Annotated in this window: 16 protein-coding genes, 2 tRNA genes and 1 pseudogene; 7 read left to right on the top strand and 12 right to left on the bottom strand. The window is 61.9% G+C overall.

Annotated elements, in window-relative coordinates; all coding sequences use genetic code 11:
- Positions 1-7: 7 nt before the first annotated feature.
- The 3 genes from AB4Y40_RS09105 to AB4Y40_RS09095 all read right to left on the bottom strand — a co-directional run bounded on the left by AB4Y40_RS09105 (position 8) and on the right by AB4Y40_RS09095 (position 3,093).
- Positions 8-883: an enoyl-CoA hydratase-related protein gene (locus AB4Y40_RS09105; protein WP_368687399.1), complete on the bottom strand. Its 876-nt coding sequence runs from the start codon at positions 881-883 to the stop codon at positions 8-10.
- Entirely contained in the window at positions 880-1,830 is a 951-nt protein-coding gene (locus AB4Y40_RS09100) for a spirocyclase AveC family protein (RefSeq protein ID WP_368687398.1), read from the bottom strand. The genes AB4Y40_RS09105 and AB4Y40_RS09100 overlap by 4 nt, the downstream gene beginning before the upstream one ends.
- Before the next feature lie 147 nt (positions 1,831-1,977).
- The gene (locus AB4Y40_RS09095) at positions 1,978-3,093 is read right to left on the bottom strand and encodes a phosphotransferase (protein WP_368687397.1); all 1,116 of its coding nucleotides are present in this window, start codon (positions 3,091-3,093) and stop codon (positions 1,978-1,980) included.
- A gap of 304 nt (positions 3,094-3,397) precedes the next feature.
- On the opposite strand from AB4Y40_RS09095, the gene AB4Y40_RS09090 reads away from it, so the two are divergent.
- Genes AB4Y40_RS09090 through AB4Y40_RS09075 form a run of 4 tightly spaced genes read left to right on the top strand, consistent with a single transcriptional unit; the run spans position 3,398 to position 6,698 of the window.
- A complete protein-coding gene (locus tag AB4Y40_RS09090; RefSeq protein WP_368687396.1) occupies positions 3,398-4,201 on the top strand; it encodes an SDR family NAD(P)-dependent oxidoreductase in 804 nt (267 codons plus the stop codon).
- Between the two features lie 50 nt (positions 4,202-4,251).
- Complete coding sequence (locus AB4Y40_RS09085; protein ID WP_368687395.1) at positions 4,252-5,058, top strand: SDR family NAD(P)-dependent oxidoreductase; 807 nt, start codon at positions 4,252-4,254, stop codon at positions 5,056-5,058.
- A 50-nt stretch (positions 5,059-5,108) separates the two neighbouring features.
- On the top strand, positions 5,109-5,429 hold the full coding sequence (locus AB4Y40_RS09080; protein ID WP_368687394.1) for a 2Fe-2S iron-sulfur cluster-binding protein: 321 nt from the start codon (positions 5,109-5,111) through the stop codon (positions 5,427-5,429).
- Between the two features lie 39 nt (positions 5,430-5,468).
- Entirely contained in the window at positions 5,469-6,698 is a 1,230-nt protein-coding gene (locus tag AB4Y40_RS09075) for a cytochrome P450 (protein ID WP_368687393.1), read from the top strand.
- A gap of 288 nt (positions 6,699-6,986) precedes the next feature.
- Here AB4Y40_RS09075 and AB4Y40_RS09070 read toward each other — a convergent pair whose 3' ends face one another.
- The 4 genes from AB4Y40_RS09070 to AB4Y40_RS09055 all read right to left on the bottom strand — a co-directional run bounded on the left by AB4Y40_RS09070 (position 6,987) and on the right by AB4Y40_RS09055 (position 11,044).
- Positions 6,987-7,256 carry a HEPN domain-containing protein gene (locus AB4Y40_RS09070; RefSeq protein WP_368687485.1) on the bottom strand — a complete coding sequence of 90 codons (270 nt, stop codon included), beginning with the start codon at positions 7,254-7,256 and terminating at the stop codon, positions 6,987-6,989.
- A gap of 1,030 nt (positions 7,257-8,286) precedes the next feature.
- Positions 8,287-8,362 (bottom strand) — tRNA-Ala (locus AB4Y40_RS09065).
- 276 nt (positions 8,363-8,638) lie between these two features.
- A tRNA-Leu gene (locus tag AB4Y40_RS09060) sits at positions 8,639-8,723 on the bottom strand.
- A 134-nt stretch (positions 8,724-8,857) separates the two neighbouring features.
- The gene (locus AB4Y40_RS09055; protein ID WP_368687392.1) at positions 8,858-11,044 is read right to left on the bottom strand and encodes a TonB-dependent siderophore receptor; all 2,187 of its coding nucleotides are present in this window, start codon (positions 11,042-11,044) and stop codon (positions 8,858-8,860) included.
- Between the two features lie 240 nt (positions 11,045-11,284).
- Between AB4Y40_RS09055 and AB4Y40_RS09050 the strand changes: the two are divergent.
- Positions 11,285-11,458: pseudogene (locus AB4Y40_RS09050) on the top strand (LysR family transcriptional regulator); the annotation flags it as partial.
- A gap of 23 nt (positions 11,459-11,481) precedes the next feature.
- Here AB4Y40_RS09050 and AB4Y40_RS09045 read toward each other — a convergent pair.
- Positions 11,482-11,721 carry an SDR family NAD(P)-dependent oxidoreductase gene (locus AB4Y40_RS09045; RefSeq protein WP_368687391.1) on the bottom strand — a complete coding sequence of 80 codons (240 nt, stop codon included), beginning with the start codon at positions 11,719-11,721 and terminating at the stop codon, positions 11,482-11,484.
- Positions 11,722-11,828: 107 nt separating this feature from the next.
- Complete coding sequence (locus tag AB4Y40_RS09040; protein WP_368687390.1) at positions 11,829-12,782, bottom strand: LysR family transcriptional regulator; 954 nt, start codon at positions 12,780-12,782, stop codon at positions 11,829-11,831.
- 101 nt (positions 12,783-12,883) lie between these two features.
- Here AB4Y40_RS09040 and AB4Y40_RS09035 point away from each other — a divergent pair, with 101 nt between their 5' ends.
- Positions 12,884-14,305: an aldehyde dehydrogenase family protein gene (locus tag AB4Y40_RS09035; protein WP_368687389.1), complete on the top strand. Its 1,422-nt coding sequence runs from the start codon at positions 12,884-12,886 to the stop codon at positions 14,303-14,305.
- A gap of 83 nt (positions 14,306-14,388) precedes the next feature.
- Here the strand turns inward: AB4Y40_RS09035 and AB4Y40_RS09030 are convergent, their stop codons facing one another.
- Both AB4Y40_RS09030 and bla read right to left on the bottom strand, forming a co-directional pair.
- A complete protein-coding gene (locus tag AB4Y40_RS09030; protein WP_368687388.1) occupies positions 14,389-16,122 on the bottom strand; it encodes a methyl-accepting chemotaxis protein in 1,734 nt (577 codons plus the stop codon).
- A gap of 151 nt (positions 16,123-16,273) precedes the next feature.
- A complete protein-coding gene (gene bla / locus AB4Y40_RS09025) occupies positions 16,274-17,179 on the bottom strand; it encodes a class A beta-lactamase (protein WP_368687387.1) in 906 nt (301 codons plus the stop codon).
- A 97-nt stretch (positions 17,180-17,276) separates the two neighbouring features.
- Here bla and AB4Y40_RS09020 point away from each other — a divergent pair, with 97 nt between their 5' ends.
- The gene (locus AB4Y40_RS09020; protein ID WP_368687386.1) at positions 17,277-18,155 is read left to right on the top strand and encodes a LysR family transcriptional regulator; all 879 of its coding nucleotides are present in this window, start codon (positions 17,277-17,279) and stop codon (positions 18,153-18,155) included.
- A 34-nt stretch (positions 18,156-18,189) separates the two neighbouring features.
- Here AB4Y40_RS09020 and AB4Y40_RS09015 read toward each other — a convergent pair whose 3' ends face one another.
- Positions 18,190-18,687, bottom strand: coding sequence for a DUF523 domain-containing protein (locus AB4Y40_RS09015; RefSeq protein WP_368687385.1), 498 nt, complete (start codon positions 18,685-18,687; stop codon positions 18,190-18,192).
- Between the last annotated feature and the right edge of the window lie 15 nt (positions 18,688-18,702).

Raw genomic sequence — 18,702 nt, 5'->3', positions numbered from 1 at the left:
TCGGCACCTATCGCGCGTGTTTGTCCTGGCGCGACTTGAAAAAACGATCTCGCCGCTTCGACACCTCATCGGACGCAGCGAGCCGATCGTAAATCGTACGCGCCGCGGTCAAGCCGGCCTCGAAATCTGCCGACTCGGCGGCGGCAGCGATGGCATCCAGGCACTTGCTTTCTATCGCATCGCCGCAGGCGAGACGCGCGCGCGCCTGAGCGATAACGGAAACCGGATCGTGGTCCGGCAACGGCAACCGGCGTATCAATGGCAACGCCGCGCTGCCCATCTTCTCTCGCGCCAGTTCGATCGCTTGGCGCAACAAGTGCTGCTCATCGCCCTCAACGATTCGGTCGAATAGCGTTGTTCCGGCGAACGTGCTAGCGGACACGATTTGCGCAGCGAGAATGAATTCGATCGATTTTTCGAGGCCCAGCACACGCGGCAAACGCTGCGTCCCGGACAACGGGATCACACCAAGCCTGCACTCCGGCAGCCCGATCTGCGCATTGCCCTCCACAAGCCGGTAATGGCAGACCAGCGCCGTTTCCAACCCACCGCCAATGGCAAATCCGTGGATAGCGGCAACAACCGGCTTCTCGCTTGCCTCGATCACCGGATGAACGTGCAGCGACAACGCAGGGGCTGCCGCCGCAGCGCCCGTGCCGAATTCGCGGATGTCGCCGCCTGCAGAGAAGCCACGACCGCAGCCTTTGAGCACGATCGCTCGAACTTCCGGATCGTGCCGCGCCGCTTCGAACGCAGCGACGAGCCCGCGACGAACTCCGAGGCCCAGCCCGTTGACCGGTGGGTGGCTCATCGCGACGACGGCCACGTCGTCTTCTACGTAATACTCGACGTTGTCGAAGCGCTGGACGTTCCGGTTGGTCATCGATCGTTCGCCAGCCAACTCGGCATATCCGTCGGCCACGGATCCGCATATACCGCGTGCACACCCATTGCAGTCGTGTAGGCAAGATTCAGTACATTGCAAAACGCGACGAAGGCCAGCACCCGCAGCGCCGTGCGAACCGCAGAATGGCACTCGAGACGATCGACACCTCGTTCGATCGCCGTGTAACCGTTGTTGTCGACGTTCATCAGAAGGAACGCAGAAGCCACGAAGGCGGACGGAAACAGCAGGAACTCGTAAACCGGAAACTGGTAGTAGTGACCGCCCCAGAACGAAACACGCTGAAACGCGCCCGGCCAAGCATCGAATCCCATGAAGCGGCTGGCAGCGATGTCGAGCAGACCCATCGTCATCCAGATGGCAGCGAAGCCCGCGAGCGTGATTCCAACGTTACCTGCACGGGGCCAACGCTGGCGGACCGCACGCATCGCCCATAGCGCAACCACTGCGGTACCCGTGAAAGTGTAGAAATAGCTCGGTGCGTCTATCAGGATGGGCTCAGCAATGCGCGCATGTGGCGATTGCCAGAACGGAATGAAACGGCACCAACAGCCAAAATTTAACGCATAGGCGTTATAGGTGAACATCGGACGAAGAAAGTCCAGCCACGGATCAAGCCAGTATGCAGAGAGCCAGCCGATCATCATGAGACGCACTGCGTCGATGCGGCGGCTTTTGACGATTCCGTAGACGAACAAGATTGCCACCGGAATCAACAGCAACACGCTGACCCATTGGTAATGGTCGATCGTCGCCTTCACGGATTCCGGAATCGTGTCCGTGCCCACATCGACGGGGCGGAAGTCCTCCGAACGAATCCATGCCACGTAGGCATAGATTTGCGCAAACGCGAAAAGCGCGCCAAGCGCAGCCCACGCATACACCCTGTGCCAGGTCGTGCTGCGTCGAGCGACCATCTCCGACATGTTTGCCTCCTCATCATCACATCATTCACATTTGTGAATAACGGTCTAAAAAATGTACCCTGCTGAGGAAACAACGTCAAGCGCAATACGCAATGCTGGCTTCGATAGCGGCACGCCTGGCCGTGCCATTCAACGCCCCGAAGGTCGTTATCGGCCGATAAGGTCATAAATCTCGTGATCGAGCGCTGCCATTGCGAATCGCGGGGCAACCGCGCAATTGTTGACTTCCACCTGCCATTCCACCGGGTTCACGAGCCAGAAGAACAGCCCGTAGACGATGTGCCGCCGATACGCTTCGAGCGCGCTTTCAAATGACGGCGGCTCCATTACCCCGTAAAACCCAAGCCGCTCGAGATAGTGCTCGAGCAACGCACGCTCCCATCGCGGTCGATCCGCGATGTCCAATGCCGAGATCAGGAAATACGTGACATCGTGCGCCCACGGTCCGCGTCGATACGACTGCCAATCGAGAAAGCCGGGCGTGCCGTCGCGGTCGAAATAGAGATTTCCGAGGTGAACGTCGCCGTGGAGAAGCGTCATCGGCCCGATCCGGTCGAAAGCGCGCAGATCGAGCAACGCGCGCTCCATCCAGTCCCGATCATGAAACCGCTTTGGCACGGCAGCCCCGCGAGGCAACTGCGTATAGCTCGCGAAAACATCGGGTTTTAACTGGCCCCAGTGATAGGTGCCTGACTCGCCATCGGGCAGCGGATCCTGCGGCGCCAGCCAGGCCAGTTCACCACCACTATCGAGTTCCGGCGATTGCCAGAACTGGGCGTGCCAACGTGCCTGCGCGTCCAGATTCGCCGCAGCCTGCGCAAATGTGAGCGGCTTTTGCACGCGGCAGAATTCAACGTTCCGCGAGCCTAGATCTTCGAGGATCACGATAGACTGCCCGCTTCGAGCGTCCGTCTCTGCGTAAAAGCAGGCCGGTACGTTCGCGTGCATGTGAGGATGGACTTCCTTGAAGAACCTCGCCTCGTATTCGTATATGTAGGCATTCAGATTCCGATATTCTGGAACGAAACCGCCCTTCACGATCAACGACTCCGGCAAGCCTAGCTCGCGCCCTCTTGCGTTGTAGACAGGATGCACCCTGACTTTGGTAGCGGTTCCGTACATCACGTCACTCACTGCGCGTGATTCGACCGTCACGCCCTCATGACCGCGCGCGAGCGCCGACGTCAGCCACGACGGCGTGATTTCCTCGACGTGCAAGGGAAGCCTTTCGGGAACCGGGTTCGATCTGTTCGCAACAAACATGTTGACGCGCTCCTGGGAAGTGCATGTGAGTTCGCGCATGTTGCGCGGCACCTCCAGACGCTCGCAACAGGGGAAATCCCGGCTGGCGTCACCGTTTCAAATATAGAACAACGTACACATATTCGGAAACGCTTTCACTCCGGTACTGGCCTGGCAATCGCCTCGCCGCCCTTAAGTCTTGTGGTCTTGCGCGCTCCGATTTGATGAAAATTACTCACTCTAATTGTTCCATACGGTAACCATTGTGCGTCGAGGGTTGTCGCTAGAATGCAGAAAAATCGACAATCCTTCAGGAGACAACCCGATGACCACGACCGTGCTTGAACGGCTATTCGGCATCAGCGGAAAAGTCGCCGTCGTTACCGACAAGGGACGCAATTCCAGTATCGATATTGCCCCTGTGCTGGCCGAAGCCGGCGCGAAGGTCGTGATCGCGGATCACAGCGCGGCGCACATGCAGCCTGTCGTAGACAGAATCCTTTTGGCAGGCGGGGAAGCTGTCGCGATCGAGACGGACGTGGAGCGCGAAGCCTCTGTGATCGCGTTGTTCGAACAGGTGAAGGCGACTTGGGGCAGCCCCGACATCGTGGTCAATTGCGCCGCGATGACCAATAACGGACCACTCACGGATTTCACCGAAGCGGCCTGGGACGAAGTCATGTCGATCGACTTGAAGTCCGTTTTCTTCTGCATGCGAGAAGCGATCAAGCACATGCTCGTCGCAGGCCGGGGTGGCCGCATCGTGAACGTGACCACTATGGGAGCGATGCATGCCGTCCTCAACGGGAATGGCCCTTACGGCGCCGCGCGAGCGGGCGTAACGGGCTTGGTTCGCTCCGCGGCGCTCGACTATGCCCCCGAGCAGATCCTCGTCAACTGCGTGCTTCCCGGCGCTGTGCCCGGCAAGGTTCAGTTTCATCCCGACACGCAGGCTCGCCTGAAGACAGGAAAACTCACGGGTCCCGGCACGGATGCAGAGCGACGCTTGCCGCTTGGATGGGGAGATCCCGCCGACATCGCAGCGGCGGTCTTGTACCTCGCGGGCCCGTCGGGCCGCTATATGACGGGCCAGTCGATTACGCTCGACGGCGGATTTCTGATTAGCTGAAGGTCCGCGAGGAAGCACAACTCTCAGCGACTACTCAAACGGAGCATTCCATGTTTAGCGAAAACCAGATCGGCGCGCGCCTCGCGCAGATTTTCAATCTCACGGGAAAGACTGCCGTCGTTACCGGCTCTGCGCAAGGTCTAGGCCGCGAAACAGCGCGACTGCTTGCTGAGGCGGGCGCCAATGTCGTGATCGCCGACCTGAACCCGGATGCCGCGTCCGCAACTGCGGCGGATATCGAGGCAAACGGTGGCATTGTATTGCCCTGCAAGGTGGACGTTGCGGACGAAGCTTCCGTCAAGGCACTCTTTGCAGCCATCGATGCAAAATTCGGTGCCGTAGACATTCTCATCAACAACGCTGCGCACCGTTCGAAGGCTGAGTTTTTCGAAATGTCTGTGGAGCAGTGGGACCAGATGCAGGACGTCACGCTACGTGGCACTTTCCTATGTTGCCGCGAGGCGATTACGCGCATGAAGGAAAAGGGCGAAGGTGGCTCGATCGTCAACATATCCTCCGTGGGTGCGCTTCGACCCACGTTGTGGGGCGTCAACGCCCACTACGACGCCGCGAAGGCCGGCGTGGACAGCATTACGCGAACACTGGCCAGCGAGTTTGCGGCCGATGGAATCCGCGTCAATTCGATCCTGCCTGGCGGTATGGCCAGCGAGGGCGGCAAAAACATCAGCACCACCTTCAGGATACGCGGGCCGATCGTGGGCGCAGGCCGCGTTCCTATGGGTCGGATGGCTGCCCCAATCGAAGTCGCCCAGAGTGTGTTCTTTCTCGCAAGCCCCGCCGCAAGCTACGTCACCGGCCAAATCATCGCAGCGGACGGCGGCTTCACGGTCAGCTAGGCAACCGCCGCAACGATGCGCACGCAGTAGGAAAAACTTAGGATACTGAAATGCCAAGGATTACTTTCATCGAGCATGACAACACGGAGCATACCGTCGAGGCGAATGCCGGCCAGTCGTTGATGCAGGCAGCCATCAGTAACTCGGTGCCTGGCATCCTCGCCGATTGCGGGGGCTACTGCAATTGCGCGACATGTCACTGCTATGTCGACGATATGTGGGCCGCAAGGATTCCACCCGCGAAGCACGCCGAACTGGATATGCTGAGCGGCGCCATTGATGCGAATAGTAACAGCCGGCTCGGTTGCCAGATTCAGGTGACTAATGAACTCGACGGATTAGTCGTGCGGTTACCCGCTTCGCAAACCTGATCAAAGCAACCGGTGAACACTCGTTCGCGGAGAACTCAAATGTCCCATATCGCTGTCCCTCTCGTACCGGTTCCCGACCATGTACCTCAAGAACTCGTTGTAGACTGGGATTTCAGCAAGCCTCCCGGCGGCGAAGCCGACATTGTCGGCGCGTGGAAACGCCTTCACGATGGTCCGGACATTGTCTGGACGCGGTACAACGGCGGTCACTGGATCCTCACACGAGCGGCGGATATCGAATTTGCGCAGCGCAATCACGACCCGTTCTCGATGCACGAGATCACGCTTCCCGCCAGCACGACGATGCAGATCTTGCCTCTGTCGGCCGACCCTCCCGAGCACGCGGACTATCGTGCGCTGATCAACCGCTTCTTCGCGCCGAAGGTTATCCGTGACATGGAGGGCGAAATCCGGGAACTGGCGGTCTTGCTAATCGAAGGTTTCAAGAAGAAGGGCCGTTGCGAATTCATGTCCGATTTTGCGATGAAGTTCCCGATCACCATCTTCATGCGACTCGTGAATCTCCCACTCACCGATCTGGACGACCTGCTTGCGTGGACCGAGGCAAGCGTTCGGGCGAATGACCCAGAGCGTCGTGAGTGGTCGCAGCGCATGCTGTTCGGGTACCTTGAGAATATCATTCGCGATCGCCAAAAGGAGCCGGGAGCGGATCTGATCAGTGCAATCGTGAATGGAACGGTATTCGGACGACCTCTCACTGAGCAGGAGATACGCGGCATGATGGTCAACGTCATCTTTGGCGGACTCGACACTGTCGCGTCGACCATGGGTTTTGCCGTGCTCTATCTCGCGCGCAACCCAGCACATCGTCGCCAACTGGCGGAGCACACGGAACTGGTGGGCAACGCCGTCGAGGAACTGCTGCGCATGTTTGCACCATCCAGCACAGGCCGTGTGATGACTCGCGACTTCGAATATAAGGGTGTCCGCTTCAAGGCGGGAGACCGGGTGTACGTCCGCCCACTGTTGCATGGCATGGATGAACGCAAGTTCCAGTGCCCAATGCACGCCGATTTTGCGCGCGCGAATGCATCCCAACATGCAGCCTTTGGCAACGGCCCCCATCGCTGTGCAGGAGCGCTGCTGGCCCGAAACGAGATTCGCGTTTTCCTTGAGGAATGGTTCCGGCGCATTCCCGATTTCGAACTTGATCCCGCAGGGCAGATAGGCTTTGAAGGGGGAATGGTGAATTGTGTGACACGCGTGCCGCTCGTCTGGAACTCCGGTGCCCACCAGCTCAGCCCATAACGTTCAGAGAGGCCATATGGCCTCTTGACCGGGGTTTATGATATCGGCACTGGAGCGTTCGGCATGTTCGCCATTGCCGCTGACGTTACAGTGGAATACTTCGGCGAGGAAGGTCAATTGCCGGATATTCTGAAATACGAGATCGTTACCCTATATCTTTTTAAATAATCTTTAGCACTCTGCAATTCACGATACCGATCGCGCCAGAGCGTGGCCGATTGGAGGCGAAATATCGACAAGGCAATTCCTCAAAAACGAACTATATTTAGAGCACCGACAATGCTTCGCTTAGTCGACTAACCTCAAGATTAAAGTCAGCCGTTGATGCTCTAGTCCGACTCCACCAAAGTGAGCGACGTCATTGCGTAGTTCCGCGCAGCGTTTTGTGAAGTCATCGACCCGCGCGGCCTCGAACCTCATCGGAACGATTGTGATGAGTTTCATGAGGCGCTCCTTCAAGCTAGGTTCGCCCTGGAACTGAAGCGCGCGCTGTAACCACGAACGCTGCCTGGAATCCGTATTCGGTGTTCCTCTGGAACAAGGCGAGGAAGCGCGCAGACACAGCTTATGACTGGCCAGAAGAAAAAATCTACACCCACTTGCTGGACCAGTTCAAATGCGCCGCCCCTCGAGGCGTTGTCACGGTTGGAAAAGCAGAAGTACACGTCAGATGCGCTTCGGCAATACGCTGATGAGTGGGGGGCTTCGCGAGGACTTATCAGCCATCCGGATTTGTTGAGGTTTACCGGTTTCCGGAAACGCGGGAATATTTACTTTGGAAACACCCGGACGACGGTCTTCGTCTCCTTGACGCGACGAAGCAGACCGCCGCGAACTACGCAGGTGCAACCGCGTGGGCTCATTCATTCATCAATCGAGTGAAAGCGGCGGAATCACGTGTTCAACGCATCGCTAATGATCGGAGGAGCACTCTGACGAAGCAGAAGGAGAAAGTCCTGGCAGAGGCTGACGGGCTGCCAGCGCCTACTAAAGCAGCGGGACGGCGCGCCAATCGAAAGGAAGCGAACCGCGACTTGCAGACGCAAGAGTTTGACGACAGAGCTCGAGCAGTCGGGATACCCGAATCCCAAATTGACTGCTGCAACGGAGACAAATTCTCGGGAGACGCTTCGGAGAGCGCCGGGTGATCCAGTGCCCGTAAGCGCCGCGGTCGACGTTACTCAATTCATTGATACGGATTTCGACTGAAGCAGCAGCCAGTCACCTATTGCACATACGACGATCTCGACATAGGTGCATCTGCACGGTTGAGCAACGGCGGGTTGACTGCCGCCGAGTCTCTGTGCCCCCCGGCCAGCGTCCGAGTCGGAGCTCGCCACGACTTATCCTTCACGCTCAACCTCGGCCAGAGCGGAGGTAAGCCATTGTCAATGTGCAGCCGTCAAAATACGACTCTCTCGCGCGCTCGGAGTACCTTCAATGCTCAAATCCGTGACTAAATGAGTACGCGAGCCACCGTAGGATCTTTACCTGCAGGGAGATTGAGTGGTTTGGTCGGTTGGGTACCAAGCTGACGGATAAGCCGATGTTTTTCGTCTCACACGCGCCCGAAGGCCGCGCGTTCTGTTGGTGGAGGTAAGCGGGATCGAACCGCTGACCTCTTGCATGCCATGCAAGCGCTCTCCCAGCTGAGCTATACCCCCGTACAGAACGACTTCCGCGCCAGTAAGATGACGCAGAATCGAGCAATGTCGGCTAATGGACCTGCTCGAAGAGCCGCGATTATATCCGCCGCGGACGTAACCTCGCAAGCACTCTCGCGCTCGCCAGGAACTATACTGGAGTCCTTAAGATTGCCCGCAAAAGCAAAAAGCCGGCTCATGAGCCGGCTCTCTTGCGCCATTCGCAGCACAAGCGCGCGAATGCAATTCGTTCCAGTATCACCACGCAGTTTCAGCGCAAGATTCTGAATTCAACTTTGGTGCCGACGGCGAGACTCGAACTCGCACAGCTTTCGCCACTACCCCCTCAAGATAGCGTGTCTACCAATTTCACCACGTCGGCAATCCAATACGACCCGGGACTCGTTAGATCCCGTTCACTCTCGCCTCGTGGGCTCGAAGGGTCGCCATTGTATCGACTCGTCGCGCATTTTTGAAGGCCCTGTGTGAAGATTTTTTGAAGCCTCGCGCCGACGCTTAAAACTCCAGCGTTGAAGTCAATTCGAGCGTGCGTCCGAGTCCCACGCCCAGCTGATTCGACCCCGCCGCGCTCCAGTAGCGCCGGTTGGCCGCGTTCTCCAGATTCGCCTGCACCGAAACGCGTTTGCCGTACACGCGCGTCGCGTAACGCACGCCTGCGGTCAACAGCGTATAACCGCCGATCTGCGCCTGGTTCGCGTTGTTCACCTGGCGCGGCCCCACGTAATAGATGCCGCCATTCACCGAAAGACCCGCGAGCACCGGCACGCGATATTCGGCAAACAGGCTCGCCGTGACGTGCGGCGTATTCTCCGGCGTCTTGCCGACGAGCGTCGGGTCGGAAGAATCGATCTGCTTCGCGTCGAGATAAACGGCCGATGCCGTGAGCGAAACGTCCTTCGTCACATCGCCCTGCACCGAAAACTCCACGCCGCGATAACGCGCGTTGCCGTCCATCACATAGACGTTGTCGGCATTCGTTTCGGCGCTGGCCTGTTTGAGGTTGAAGAGCGCAAGCGATACGAGCGTATTCCCGGCGAGGCGCGTGCGCACGCCCACTTCCTGCTGACGGCTCACCGCCGCGGGCAGGATCTGGTTCGCGTTGACGGCCGTGGCCGGCGCGCTGCCCGCCGATTCGAGCGCCTCGACGTAGCTCGCGTAGACGCTCGTCTGCGGTGTGATGCGGTAAGTGATGCTGCCCGAGGGCGACGTGTGGTTAATATCGGAGCTCGGCGTACCGGCCTGCGAGGTCATGTACTCCGAGCGGCGCACGCCGGCCACGATTTGCAGGCGCGGGGTGATGTCGATCTGGTCGAACAGATAGATGCCGCTGTTGCGCACGTGCTGCGCGTAGAACTGCCGCGCGCTGCCGCTTTGCTTGAGCGTCGTGATGTTGATGGGATCGTAGAGATTTTGCGCGGCCGTATACGTGTAGGTCGTGAAGTCCGGCTGAAACAGCCAGTTCTGTACGACACCCGTCGTGACCGTATGCGTGAACGGTCCAGTCTTGAAGTCGCCGTTCACTTCGAGGCGCACGTTCTTGTTCTCGTACATCTGGCCATATTGCTGACTGCCTTGCAGCGTGCCCGCGCCGGTCGCGACGTTGTACTTCTGGAACACCCAGGCCCAGCGGTCGCGCCGCGTAATCGACTGGCCAAGCGAGAGCATCGCGCTCCAGTGGTCGTTGAACGCATAGTCGGCGCGCACGAGCTGCGACGTGGCGCTCGCCGTGGTCGGCCTGTTGTTCGGCACGAGCAGCTTCGAGGGGTCGGGCATGGCGGGCAGCGTGATCTTGCCGTTCACGGCAGTAAGCGGCGCAATACCCGCCTGTTCGACGATGCGCGTTTCGATGTGCTCGAGATCGTATTGCAGCTTGAGCTTGTCGTTCACGCGCCAGTCGAGCGCGGCGCTCACGAACTTGCGGTAGCCGCGATCGCCTTCAATGGGTGTTTCGACGTGCTCGTCCATCGCGTTCACACGGATGCCGAACTGGTCGCTCGGGCCGAAGCGGCGCGCGATGTCGGCGGCCGCGCCGATCGAACCGTTCGAGTCGCCGAGCACCGAAATGCTCGTGACGGGCTCGCTGCCCGCGCGCTTCATCACCATGTTGACGATGCCCGCCGGCGCACCGAAGCCGTAGTACAGCGCGGACGCCCCCTTGAGCACTTCCACGCGCTCCTTGTTCTCCATCGGCATCCAGATGTTGTTGTCGATGGGAAGCAGGCCGTCGAGGTAGTAGCTCGAGCGATTGTCGAGCGGGATGCCGCGCACCGAGAGGTTGTCGTACGCGAGGCCGTTGAGCTGCTGGCGCGTCACGCCCGCGACGTTGCGCAGCGCGTCGTAGAGGCCGGTGTCGCCCTGGGCGTCCATGACCGAGCGCGTGACGACGTTCACCGTGGCCGGCACATCGAGCGCATCCATGCCGCGGTATTGACCCGTCTCGACGGTTTGCGGCGCGTAGCCCTGAGTCTTGCTGCCCGTGATCTTGACGGGCGCGAGCTGGGTGGCTTCGTCGGCCGATGCGGTTGGGTTTGCCGCTGCGCTCGCCGCGTCGGCGTCTGCCGCGTGCGCCGCGTGGGCGATGCCGGCGATGCCCGCTGCCAGCGTGGAGTGGATGATCGCGTGGGCGCAGATCCTGCGCCATTGTTGCGTGCGCGTTTGCGACGTGCGCTTCCCCGAAGCCATGCTTTCCCTTCTTCTTTGCGTTCAACGAGCGCTGTCCGGGCCGCACTGCCATCCGGCCCCGATCAGCGAAAGAGCGAGATGATAATGCGAATTATTCCTATTTAAAAAGATGAGCCCACTATCTGTCGGGGAAATGCAACAGCGATGTATGACTGGTGTAAGCGGGTCATAGCCTGGGCCACGGCCCGCTTCGCGGCGTAAGATGCACCTCTTATCTGGGCCAGCCCTCGAGAGCAGACCATGGAACTCCGCCATCTCAAGACCTTCCTCGCCGCGGCGCAGACCTTGAACTTCACGCGGGCCGCCGAGCAGGGTCACCTCGCGCAGTCGAGCGTCACCGAGCAGATTCAGGCGCTCGAAGCGGACCTTGGCGTGGCGTTGTTCGACCGCTCGCGGCGCAGGCTATCGTTGACCGAAGCGGGCAAGCGCCTGCACGACTACGCGGGTGATCTGCTCAGCCTCGCCGAGGAGGCGCGCGCCTCCGTGCGCACGTTGTGTGCATGCGGCAGGCGTTGCTTCGCCTCGGCGAGCCTTGTGTGCGAACGCCCGGCGATGATGACTTGCGCGCCGTCTTCCAGCAGGCTCTTCGCGAGCGCGAAGCCCATGCCAGAGCTGCCGCCGACAATCAGAACGCGCTCGTTCGTGCGCGTGGTTCGATGCGTGATGTTCGTTTCCATGCGTCTCTCCATTGTGGAGAGGTCAGTATTGCGTTCTGACCGCGCGCAACGGAAACGGGAATCCACGATAGTCGCGATCGGAACCGGCGATGATGCGTGCGCCCCGATCAGCCCTTGGCGGCCGCCCCGCGCCGGCTCTTTTTCGCGGGAGAAAACGCACGCTCGCGCACGGCGTCGGCATGCTCGCGAATCGTCTCGATCAGCGCGCGCAAACCCGCCGGCGCGTGCCGCCGCCCTGGGTAATAGAGGCAGAGCCCGTCGAGCGGCGGCGTCCAGTCCTCCAGCACACGTACGAGCGTGCCCGCCGCCAGGTCCGCGTTCACGTTCCATTCGGTCAGATACGCGAGGCCGAGTCCGTCGCGCGCGGCCGCGAGCATGAGACCGGGCTCGTCGAGCGTCAACGTGCCCTCCACGTCCACGCGCACGGCCTGGCCGCGCCGCTCGAACTCCCACTGGTAGATTTGCCCGCTCGGCATGCGGCTGCGTATGCAGCGGTGCGCCTTCAGGTCGGCGGGCGTACGCGGTGGCTTGTGCTTCGCAAAGTAGTCGGGATTGCCAACCACCGCGAAACGCTGACGGTCGCCGAAAGGCACGGCGATCATGTCCTGCGGCACCGTTTCGGCGAGGCGAATGCCGGCGTCGTAGCCTTCGACCACGATGTCGATGAGCCGCCCTTCCGTGACGAGATCGAGCTTCATCTCGGGATAGCGCTGCAGATAAGCGATGAAAACAGGCATCACCTGCTTCGCCGCGCCCACCGAAGCATTGATGCGCAGCGTGCCGGAGGGCGTGTCGCGAAAGCTGCCCGCCTGGTCGAGCGCCTCGCGGATCGTGGACAACGCCGGTGCGACGCTGCCCACGAACTGCGCGCCCGCCTCCGTCAACGCCACGCTGCGCGTGGTGCGGTTGAAGAGCCGCACGCCGATGCGCGCTTCGAGCGCCGCCACCGCGTGGCTGAGCGCCGAGGTCGACACGCTCAGTTCGTCCGCTGCCGCGCGGAAGCTGCGATGGCGCGCCACGGCCAGCACGGCTTCGAGTTCCACCAGGCCCGATGTTTTCATTGTCCCAAATCGCTCAACAGGTCATGCGCCATTGTACGGCTAGTCAACGCAATGCCAGGCGTCTATCTTGCCCTCATCGACTCACGTTTTCTGGAGCAGCCATGCAGGTCATCGACAGGATCTATCTCGACGGCGCGTTCGTCACGCCGCACGGCGAGGAATACTTCGACCTCTTCAACCCCGCGACCGAGGCCGTGATCGGCCGCGTGCGCCTCGCCGACGCGGTGGACGCGGACGCGGCCATCGCCGCCGCGAAGCGCGCGTTCCCGGCGTTTTCGCGCACCCCGAAAGCGCAGCGCATCGAGATGCTGATGGCACTGCACGAGGCCGTCGTTGCGAGCGAGGACGCGCTCTTCGATGCGATCGTGCAGGAGTACGGCGCGCCGGTCTCGCGCGGCCGCTGGATGGCGCAGCACGCCTCCAACGTGCTGCGCGACGCCGCGCAGACGCTGGAAGACTACGCGTTCACGCGGCGCGCAGGCACAGCCGAGGTCACCATGCAGCCGCTCGGCGTGGCGGGGCTGATCACGCCCTGGAACAGCGACGCGGGCTTCATCTGCGGCAAGCTCGCGGCCGCGCTCGCGGCGGGCTGCACGACCGTCATCAAGCCGAGCGAAATGAGCGCGCTGCAGACGCGCATCGTGACCGAAGCGCTGCATTCGGCGGGCTTGCCCGCGGGCCTCTTCAACATCGTCACGGGCCGCGGCGACACTGTGGGCACGCGCATCGCCGGGCATCCCGACGTCGCCAAGATCTCGTTCACAGGCTCGACCGCGGTGGGCAAGTCGATCCTGCGCGCGGCGGCGGAAACGCTCAAGCGCGTGACGCTCGAACTGGGCGGCAAGTCGCCGGTCATCGTGCTCGACGACGCGAATTTCGACGAAGCCGTGCCGCTCGCGCTGCAGGCTGGCTTCATGAACAGCGGACAGGCGTGCATTGCGGGTACGCGCATTCTGGTGCCGCAGTCGCGGCTCGTCGAATTCGAAGCGCGCGTCGTGGAAGCGGTGGCGCAGTTTCAGGCGGGCGATCCCCGCGACACGCGCACGAGCGTCGGCCCGATGGTGAGCCAGAAGCAATGGGAGCGCGTGCAGCGCTATATCGGCATCGGCATCGACGAAGGCGCACGCCTGATTGCGGGCGGCGCAGGGCGGCCCGAGGGCATCGAGTCGGGCTGGTTCGTGCGCCCCACCGTGTTCAGCGGCGTGACGAACGACATGACCATCGCGCGCGAGGAGATTTTCGGGCCGGTGCTTTCGATCATCGCGTATCGCGACACGGAACACGCGATCGAGATCGCCAACGACACGCCCTATGGCCTGCAAGCCTACGTGCTCTCGCCCGATATCGCGCGCGCACGCCGCGTGGCCGCGCAGATCGAAGCGGGCCGCGTGCTCGTCAACACGCTCGCCCATGAGCCGGCGGCGCCGTTCGGCGGCTTCAAGCAATCGGGGATCGGGCGCGAGTATGGTGCGTTCGGGATCGAAGCGTTTCTGGAACCGAAGTCCACGCTTGGCGTGCTTTGATGCGCGTTTAGCCGCGTCAAAATACAAACGCCCCGGTTGTGCTGCTAACCGGGGCGTTTGAAATGCATTTTTAGCGCGCTACATCAGAAGGTCTGCCAGTCGTCATCGGACGTCGCCGTCGCCGGTTCGCGGCGATCCGCCTTCGGAGCGGGTGCAGCGGGAGCACGCACCGGCGCGGGCCTCGAAGCCGCGGGACGCTTGACCGTTGCGCTCGCAACGACCTTCGCCACCGGCGCGATGCTCGTCGTTGCCGCACGGCCCGCAGAACCGATGTTGAACACCGAGACCAGCTCGCGCAACGCCGCTGCCTGCGAGGACATCGACTGCGCCGCTGCCGACGCTTCCTCGACGAGCGCCGCGTTCTGCTGCGTGACTTCGTCCATCTGCGTGACGGCCTGGTTGACCTGCTCGATGCCGGTACGCTGCTCGCCCGAAGCCGCCGAAATCTCGTTCATCAGGTCGGCAACGCGCTTGACCGATTGCACGATCTCGCCCATCGTGCGGCCCGCGTCGTCCACGAGCGCCGTGCCGTTGTTGACGCGCTCGACCGATACGCCGATGAGTTCCTTGATTTCGCGCGCTGCCGTCGCGCTGCGCTGCGCGAGCGTGCGCACTTCGCCGGCCACCACCGCGAAGCCGCGACCCTGTTCGCCCGCACGCGCCGCTTCCACGGCTGCGTTGAGCGCCAGGATGTTGGTCTGGAAGGCAATGCCCTCGATCACCGAGATGATCTGCGCGACCTGCTCGGAGCTGTTTGCGATATCGCGCATCGTATCGACCACACGGCCCACCACTTCGCCGCCGCGCGTGGCCGTTTGCGAAGCCTGGCCCGCCAGCGTGTTGCCTTGGGTCGCGTTGTCGGCGTTCTGCTTGACGGTCGCCGTGAGTTCTTCCATGCTCGCCGCCGTTTCTTCGAGCGAAGCGGCCTGCTCTTCGGTGCGCTGGCTCAGGTCGGTGTTGCCCGCCGCGATCTGCGCAGAAGCCGTCGCAATGCCTTCGCTGCCCGTACGCACGCGGCCCACGAGGTCGACGAGCCGCTCGTTCATGTGACGCAGCGCGCCGAGCAACTGGGCCGCCTCGTCGGTGCCGTCCACTTCAATTCGCGCGGTCAGGTCGCCACGCGCCACCGTTTCGGCCACGTCCACGGCCCGGGCGATCGGGCCCGTGATCGAACGCGTGATGAAGAGCGCAATCGTCGCGCCGAAGCCAATCGCAATCACGATCAGCGCGATGGTCCAGGCGACCGCGCTGTGGTACGCCGCCTTCGCCGTGGCGACTTCGGCGGTCGAGCCGTTGTGATTGAGGGTCACGTCCTGGTTGATGAGATCCATGACGGCCGTGAACGACTTCGCCGATGCGGACGAAACCGTAGCGCGGGCATCCGGCGATCCGCCATCGGCGGACATGAACAGGGCCTCGATCTTCTTGTCGTCGTCCAGATATTGCGACCATGCGGTGCTGATCGAATCGGCCACGCGACGCTCTTCAGCCGAGGAGACCAGCTTCGAATAGCTGTCGAGCAGCGTGCCGAACTGGCTGATCATCTGGGTGTGCTGGTCGTGCAGCGAAGCCTTCTCGCTGGCGTCGTTGGCGATCAGCATGCGCAGCGACGTGCGACGCACGTCCTGGGCTTGATTGCGCATATTGCCTAGCGTCTCGACGCTAGGCAGCCAATTCGTGCCGATTTCCTCCGTGCCGTCGAATATCCGCGACGCCTGAAGGAGACCGATCCCGCCCACTGCGCCGAGCAGGAGCAACACAATGGCAAAGCCCGCGCCGAGACGCGGACCGATCTTGATTCTGGTAAGGAATGACATGGGGGACGCCGTAGTGAGAGGTCACCCCTATTGACGACATCGACGTCAGAAAATTAAGTCAATGTTGCAAATATAACAACGCGTAAGGAAAGCGCACGTTCAGCGAACGATCGGTCTCTTTTCATACGCTTAGGATGCCGCATCAATTGCGTCAGAGACTCGCCACCCATACTCCGACCCGCGCGATCGCCGCATCGCGCTGAGCCGAACTCGCGTGCATTGCGCCGGTGAGATACGTCGTGACGAGAATGGGGGCGCGTCCCGTGGGCCAGACAATGGCCACATCGTTTGCGGTGCCATGGTCGCCGGTGCCGGTCTTGTCGCCCACGCGCCAGTCCTTCGGCAAGCCCGCGCGCAAACGCGCGTCGCCAGTCTTGTTGGCGACGAGCCATGCAATGAGCTGCTCGCGCGATGCCGCAGAAAGACGCTCGCCCAGCAGCAATTCGCGCAGGTTCGCGACCATCGCGGCAGGCATGGTCGTATCGCGCGGGTCGCCGGGTATTGCTTCGTTGAGCGTGGTCTCGTTGCGGTCAAGGCGCGTGACTGGGTCGCCAAGGCTGCGCGCAAAAGCGGTTATCGCCGCAGGGCCGCCGATGCTCTCCAGCAGCAGGTTGGCCGCCGTGTTGTCGCTGCGCGTGAGCGCGGCTTCGCACAGATCGGCGACCGTCATGCCCTCACTGCCCGCGCGCGGTCCGCTCACGGGCGAATACGACACGACTTGCGCAGGCGAATACACGATCTTGCGCGCGAGGTCTTCCTTACCGTGATCCTTGCGCGTCAACACGGCCGATGCGAGCAACACCTTGAACGTGCTGCACATCGGAAAGCGCTCGTGCATGCGCCACCCGCGCACGTGTCCGTTCGCCGTATCGAGCATCGCCACGCCGAGCCGCCCGCCTGCCTGCGCCTCAATGGCGGCGAGCTGCTTTTCCACTGCGCCGGCGGGCGCCGCGCCCGCTTCCGGCGCCTGTCCCGCCGTCGCACCGAATGCCTGAGATGCAACGCCAGCTATCGCACTGCCCAACACCGTCATCGTGAATCTACGTCGCGTGATCATGGCCTCTCCTTCAAGTGCCGCCACTATCGCGTGTTCTACACGGGCTGACAAACGATGATAAATTGCGCGTTGCCCCAGAAAAACTTATGGCTCACTCATGCGAACGTATCTGCCCCTCAATGCCCTGCGCGCCTTCGAAACGTCGGCGCGGCACCTGAGCTTCACACGCGCGGCGAGCGAGCTGAACGTCACTCAGGCGGCCGTGAGCCAGCAGGTCCGAACGCTCGAGGAGCGGCTTGGTGCGACCCTCTTCAAGCGTCTGCCGCGCGGCCTTGCGATCACCGACGAAGGTCTCGCACTGCGCCCCGTGCTCACGGATGCGTTCGACCGTATCGAAGCCGTGTTGCGGCAATTCGAAGGCGGCCACTTTCACGAGGTGCTGACTGTGGGAGCCGTGGGGACCTTCGCAGTGGGCTGGTTGATGCCGCGCCTGAAGTCGTTCCACGACGCGCATCCGTTCGTCGAACTGCGCATCATGACGAACAACAATCTCGTCGATCTCGCGGGCGAAGGCCTCGACTTCGCCATCCGGTTTGGCGACGGCACCTGGCCGGGTTCGCGCGCTGCGAAGCTGTTCGACGCGCCGCTCGCCGCGCTTTGCACGCCCGATATCGCGCAGCGTCTGCAGAGCCCTGCCGATCTTGCCAACGAAAAACTGCTGCGCTCGTATCGCGCCGACGACTGGACGCTCTGGTTCGAAGCCGCCGGGCTCGCGCCACGTCCCGTGCGCGGACCCGTATTCGATTCGTCACGGCTCATGGTGGAAGCGGCAATGCAGGGCGCGGGCATCGCGCTCGCCCCGGTTTCGATGTTCGAGAGAGATCTCGCGGCGGGCAGGCTCGTGCGGCCCTTCGATATCGAGGTGCAGGCGGGAAGCTACTGGCTCACGTCGCAAAAGGGGAAGATGGCGACGCCCGCCATGCGCGCGTTCAAACAATGGATCGTGAAGGAAGCCGGTAGCGGCGAGGAAGCGTGATGCGCGTTTACCGTCGCGGTAATCGTGCTACGTGCTACGCGCTTGCCTGCATGAGCCGCGCATGAAGCGCTTCGATTGCCGATTCGGCAAAAACCTCGATGCCGTGCTCGCGCAGCAACGCAGACGTCACTCCCGCGCCCGCGTGTTTGTGGCCCGCGAAACTGCCATCGTAAATCGCACGGCTGCCGCACGAAGGGCTGCCATCGGTCAGCAACGCATAGCGGCAGTCGTGCGCTAGCGCCAGTTCGAGCGCGACTCGTGCGCCTTCGACGAAAAACGCGGAGACGTCCTCGCCGCGCGCATCGATCACGTGTGCGATGCCTGCCAGCACCGCGGCGCCCGAAGCGGCGTTTGCAATCTCCGCAGGCGGCCTCGGCACGCCGAACCCGCCCGAGACTTCCGGGCAAACGGGCACGAGCCGCCCTTCGCGCTGCCACTGCTCGATCAGTGCATGCGCAACGGTTCTCGCCGAGCCGTCGTATCGAACCGGACGGCCAAGCAGGCAAGCGCTAACGAGTATTCGGGGGAGCATGCGCGACGAGGTTCC

Source organism: Paraburkholderia sp. EG287B (assembly GCF_040965595.1).
GTDB lineage: Bacteria > Pseudomonadota > Gammaproteobacteria > Burkholderiales > Burkholderiaceae > Paraburkholderia.
The sequence above is the reverse complement of the archived record's forward strand: the minus strand, read 5'-3'. Positions and strand labels throughout refer to the sequence as shown.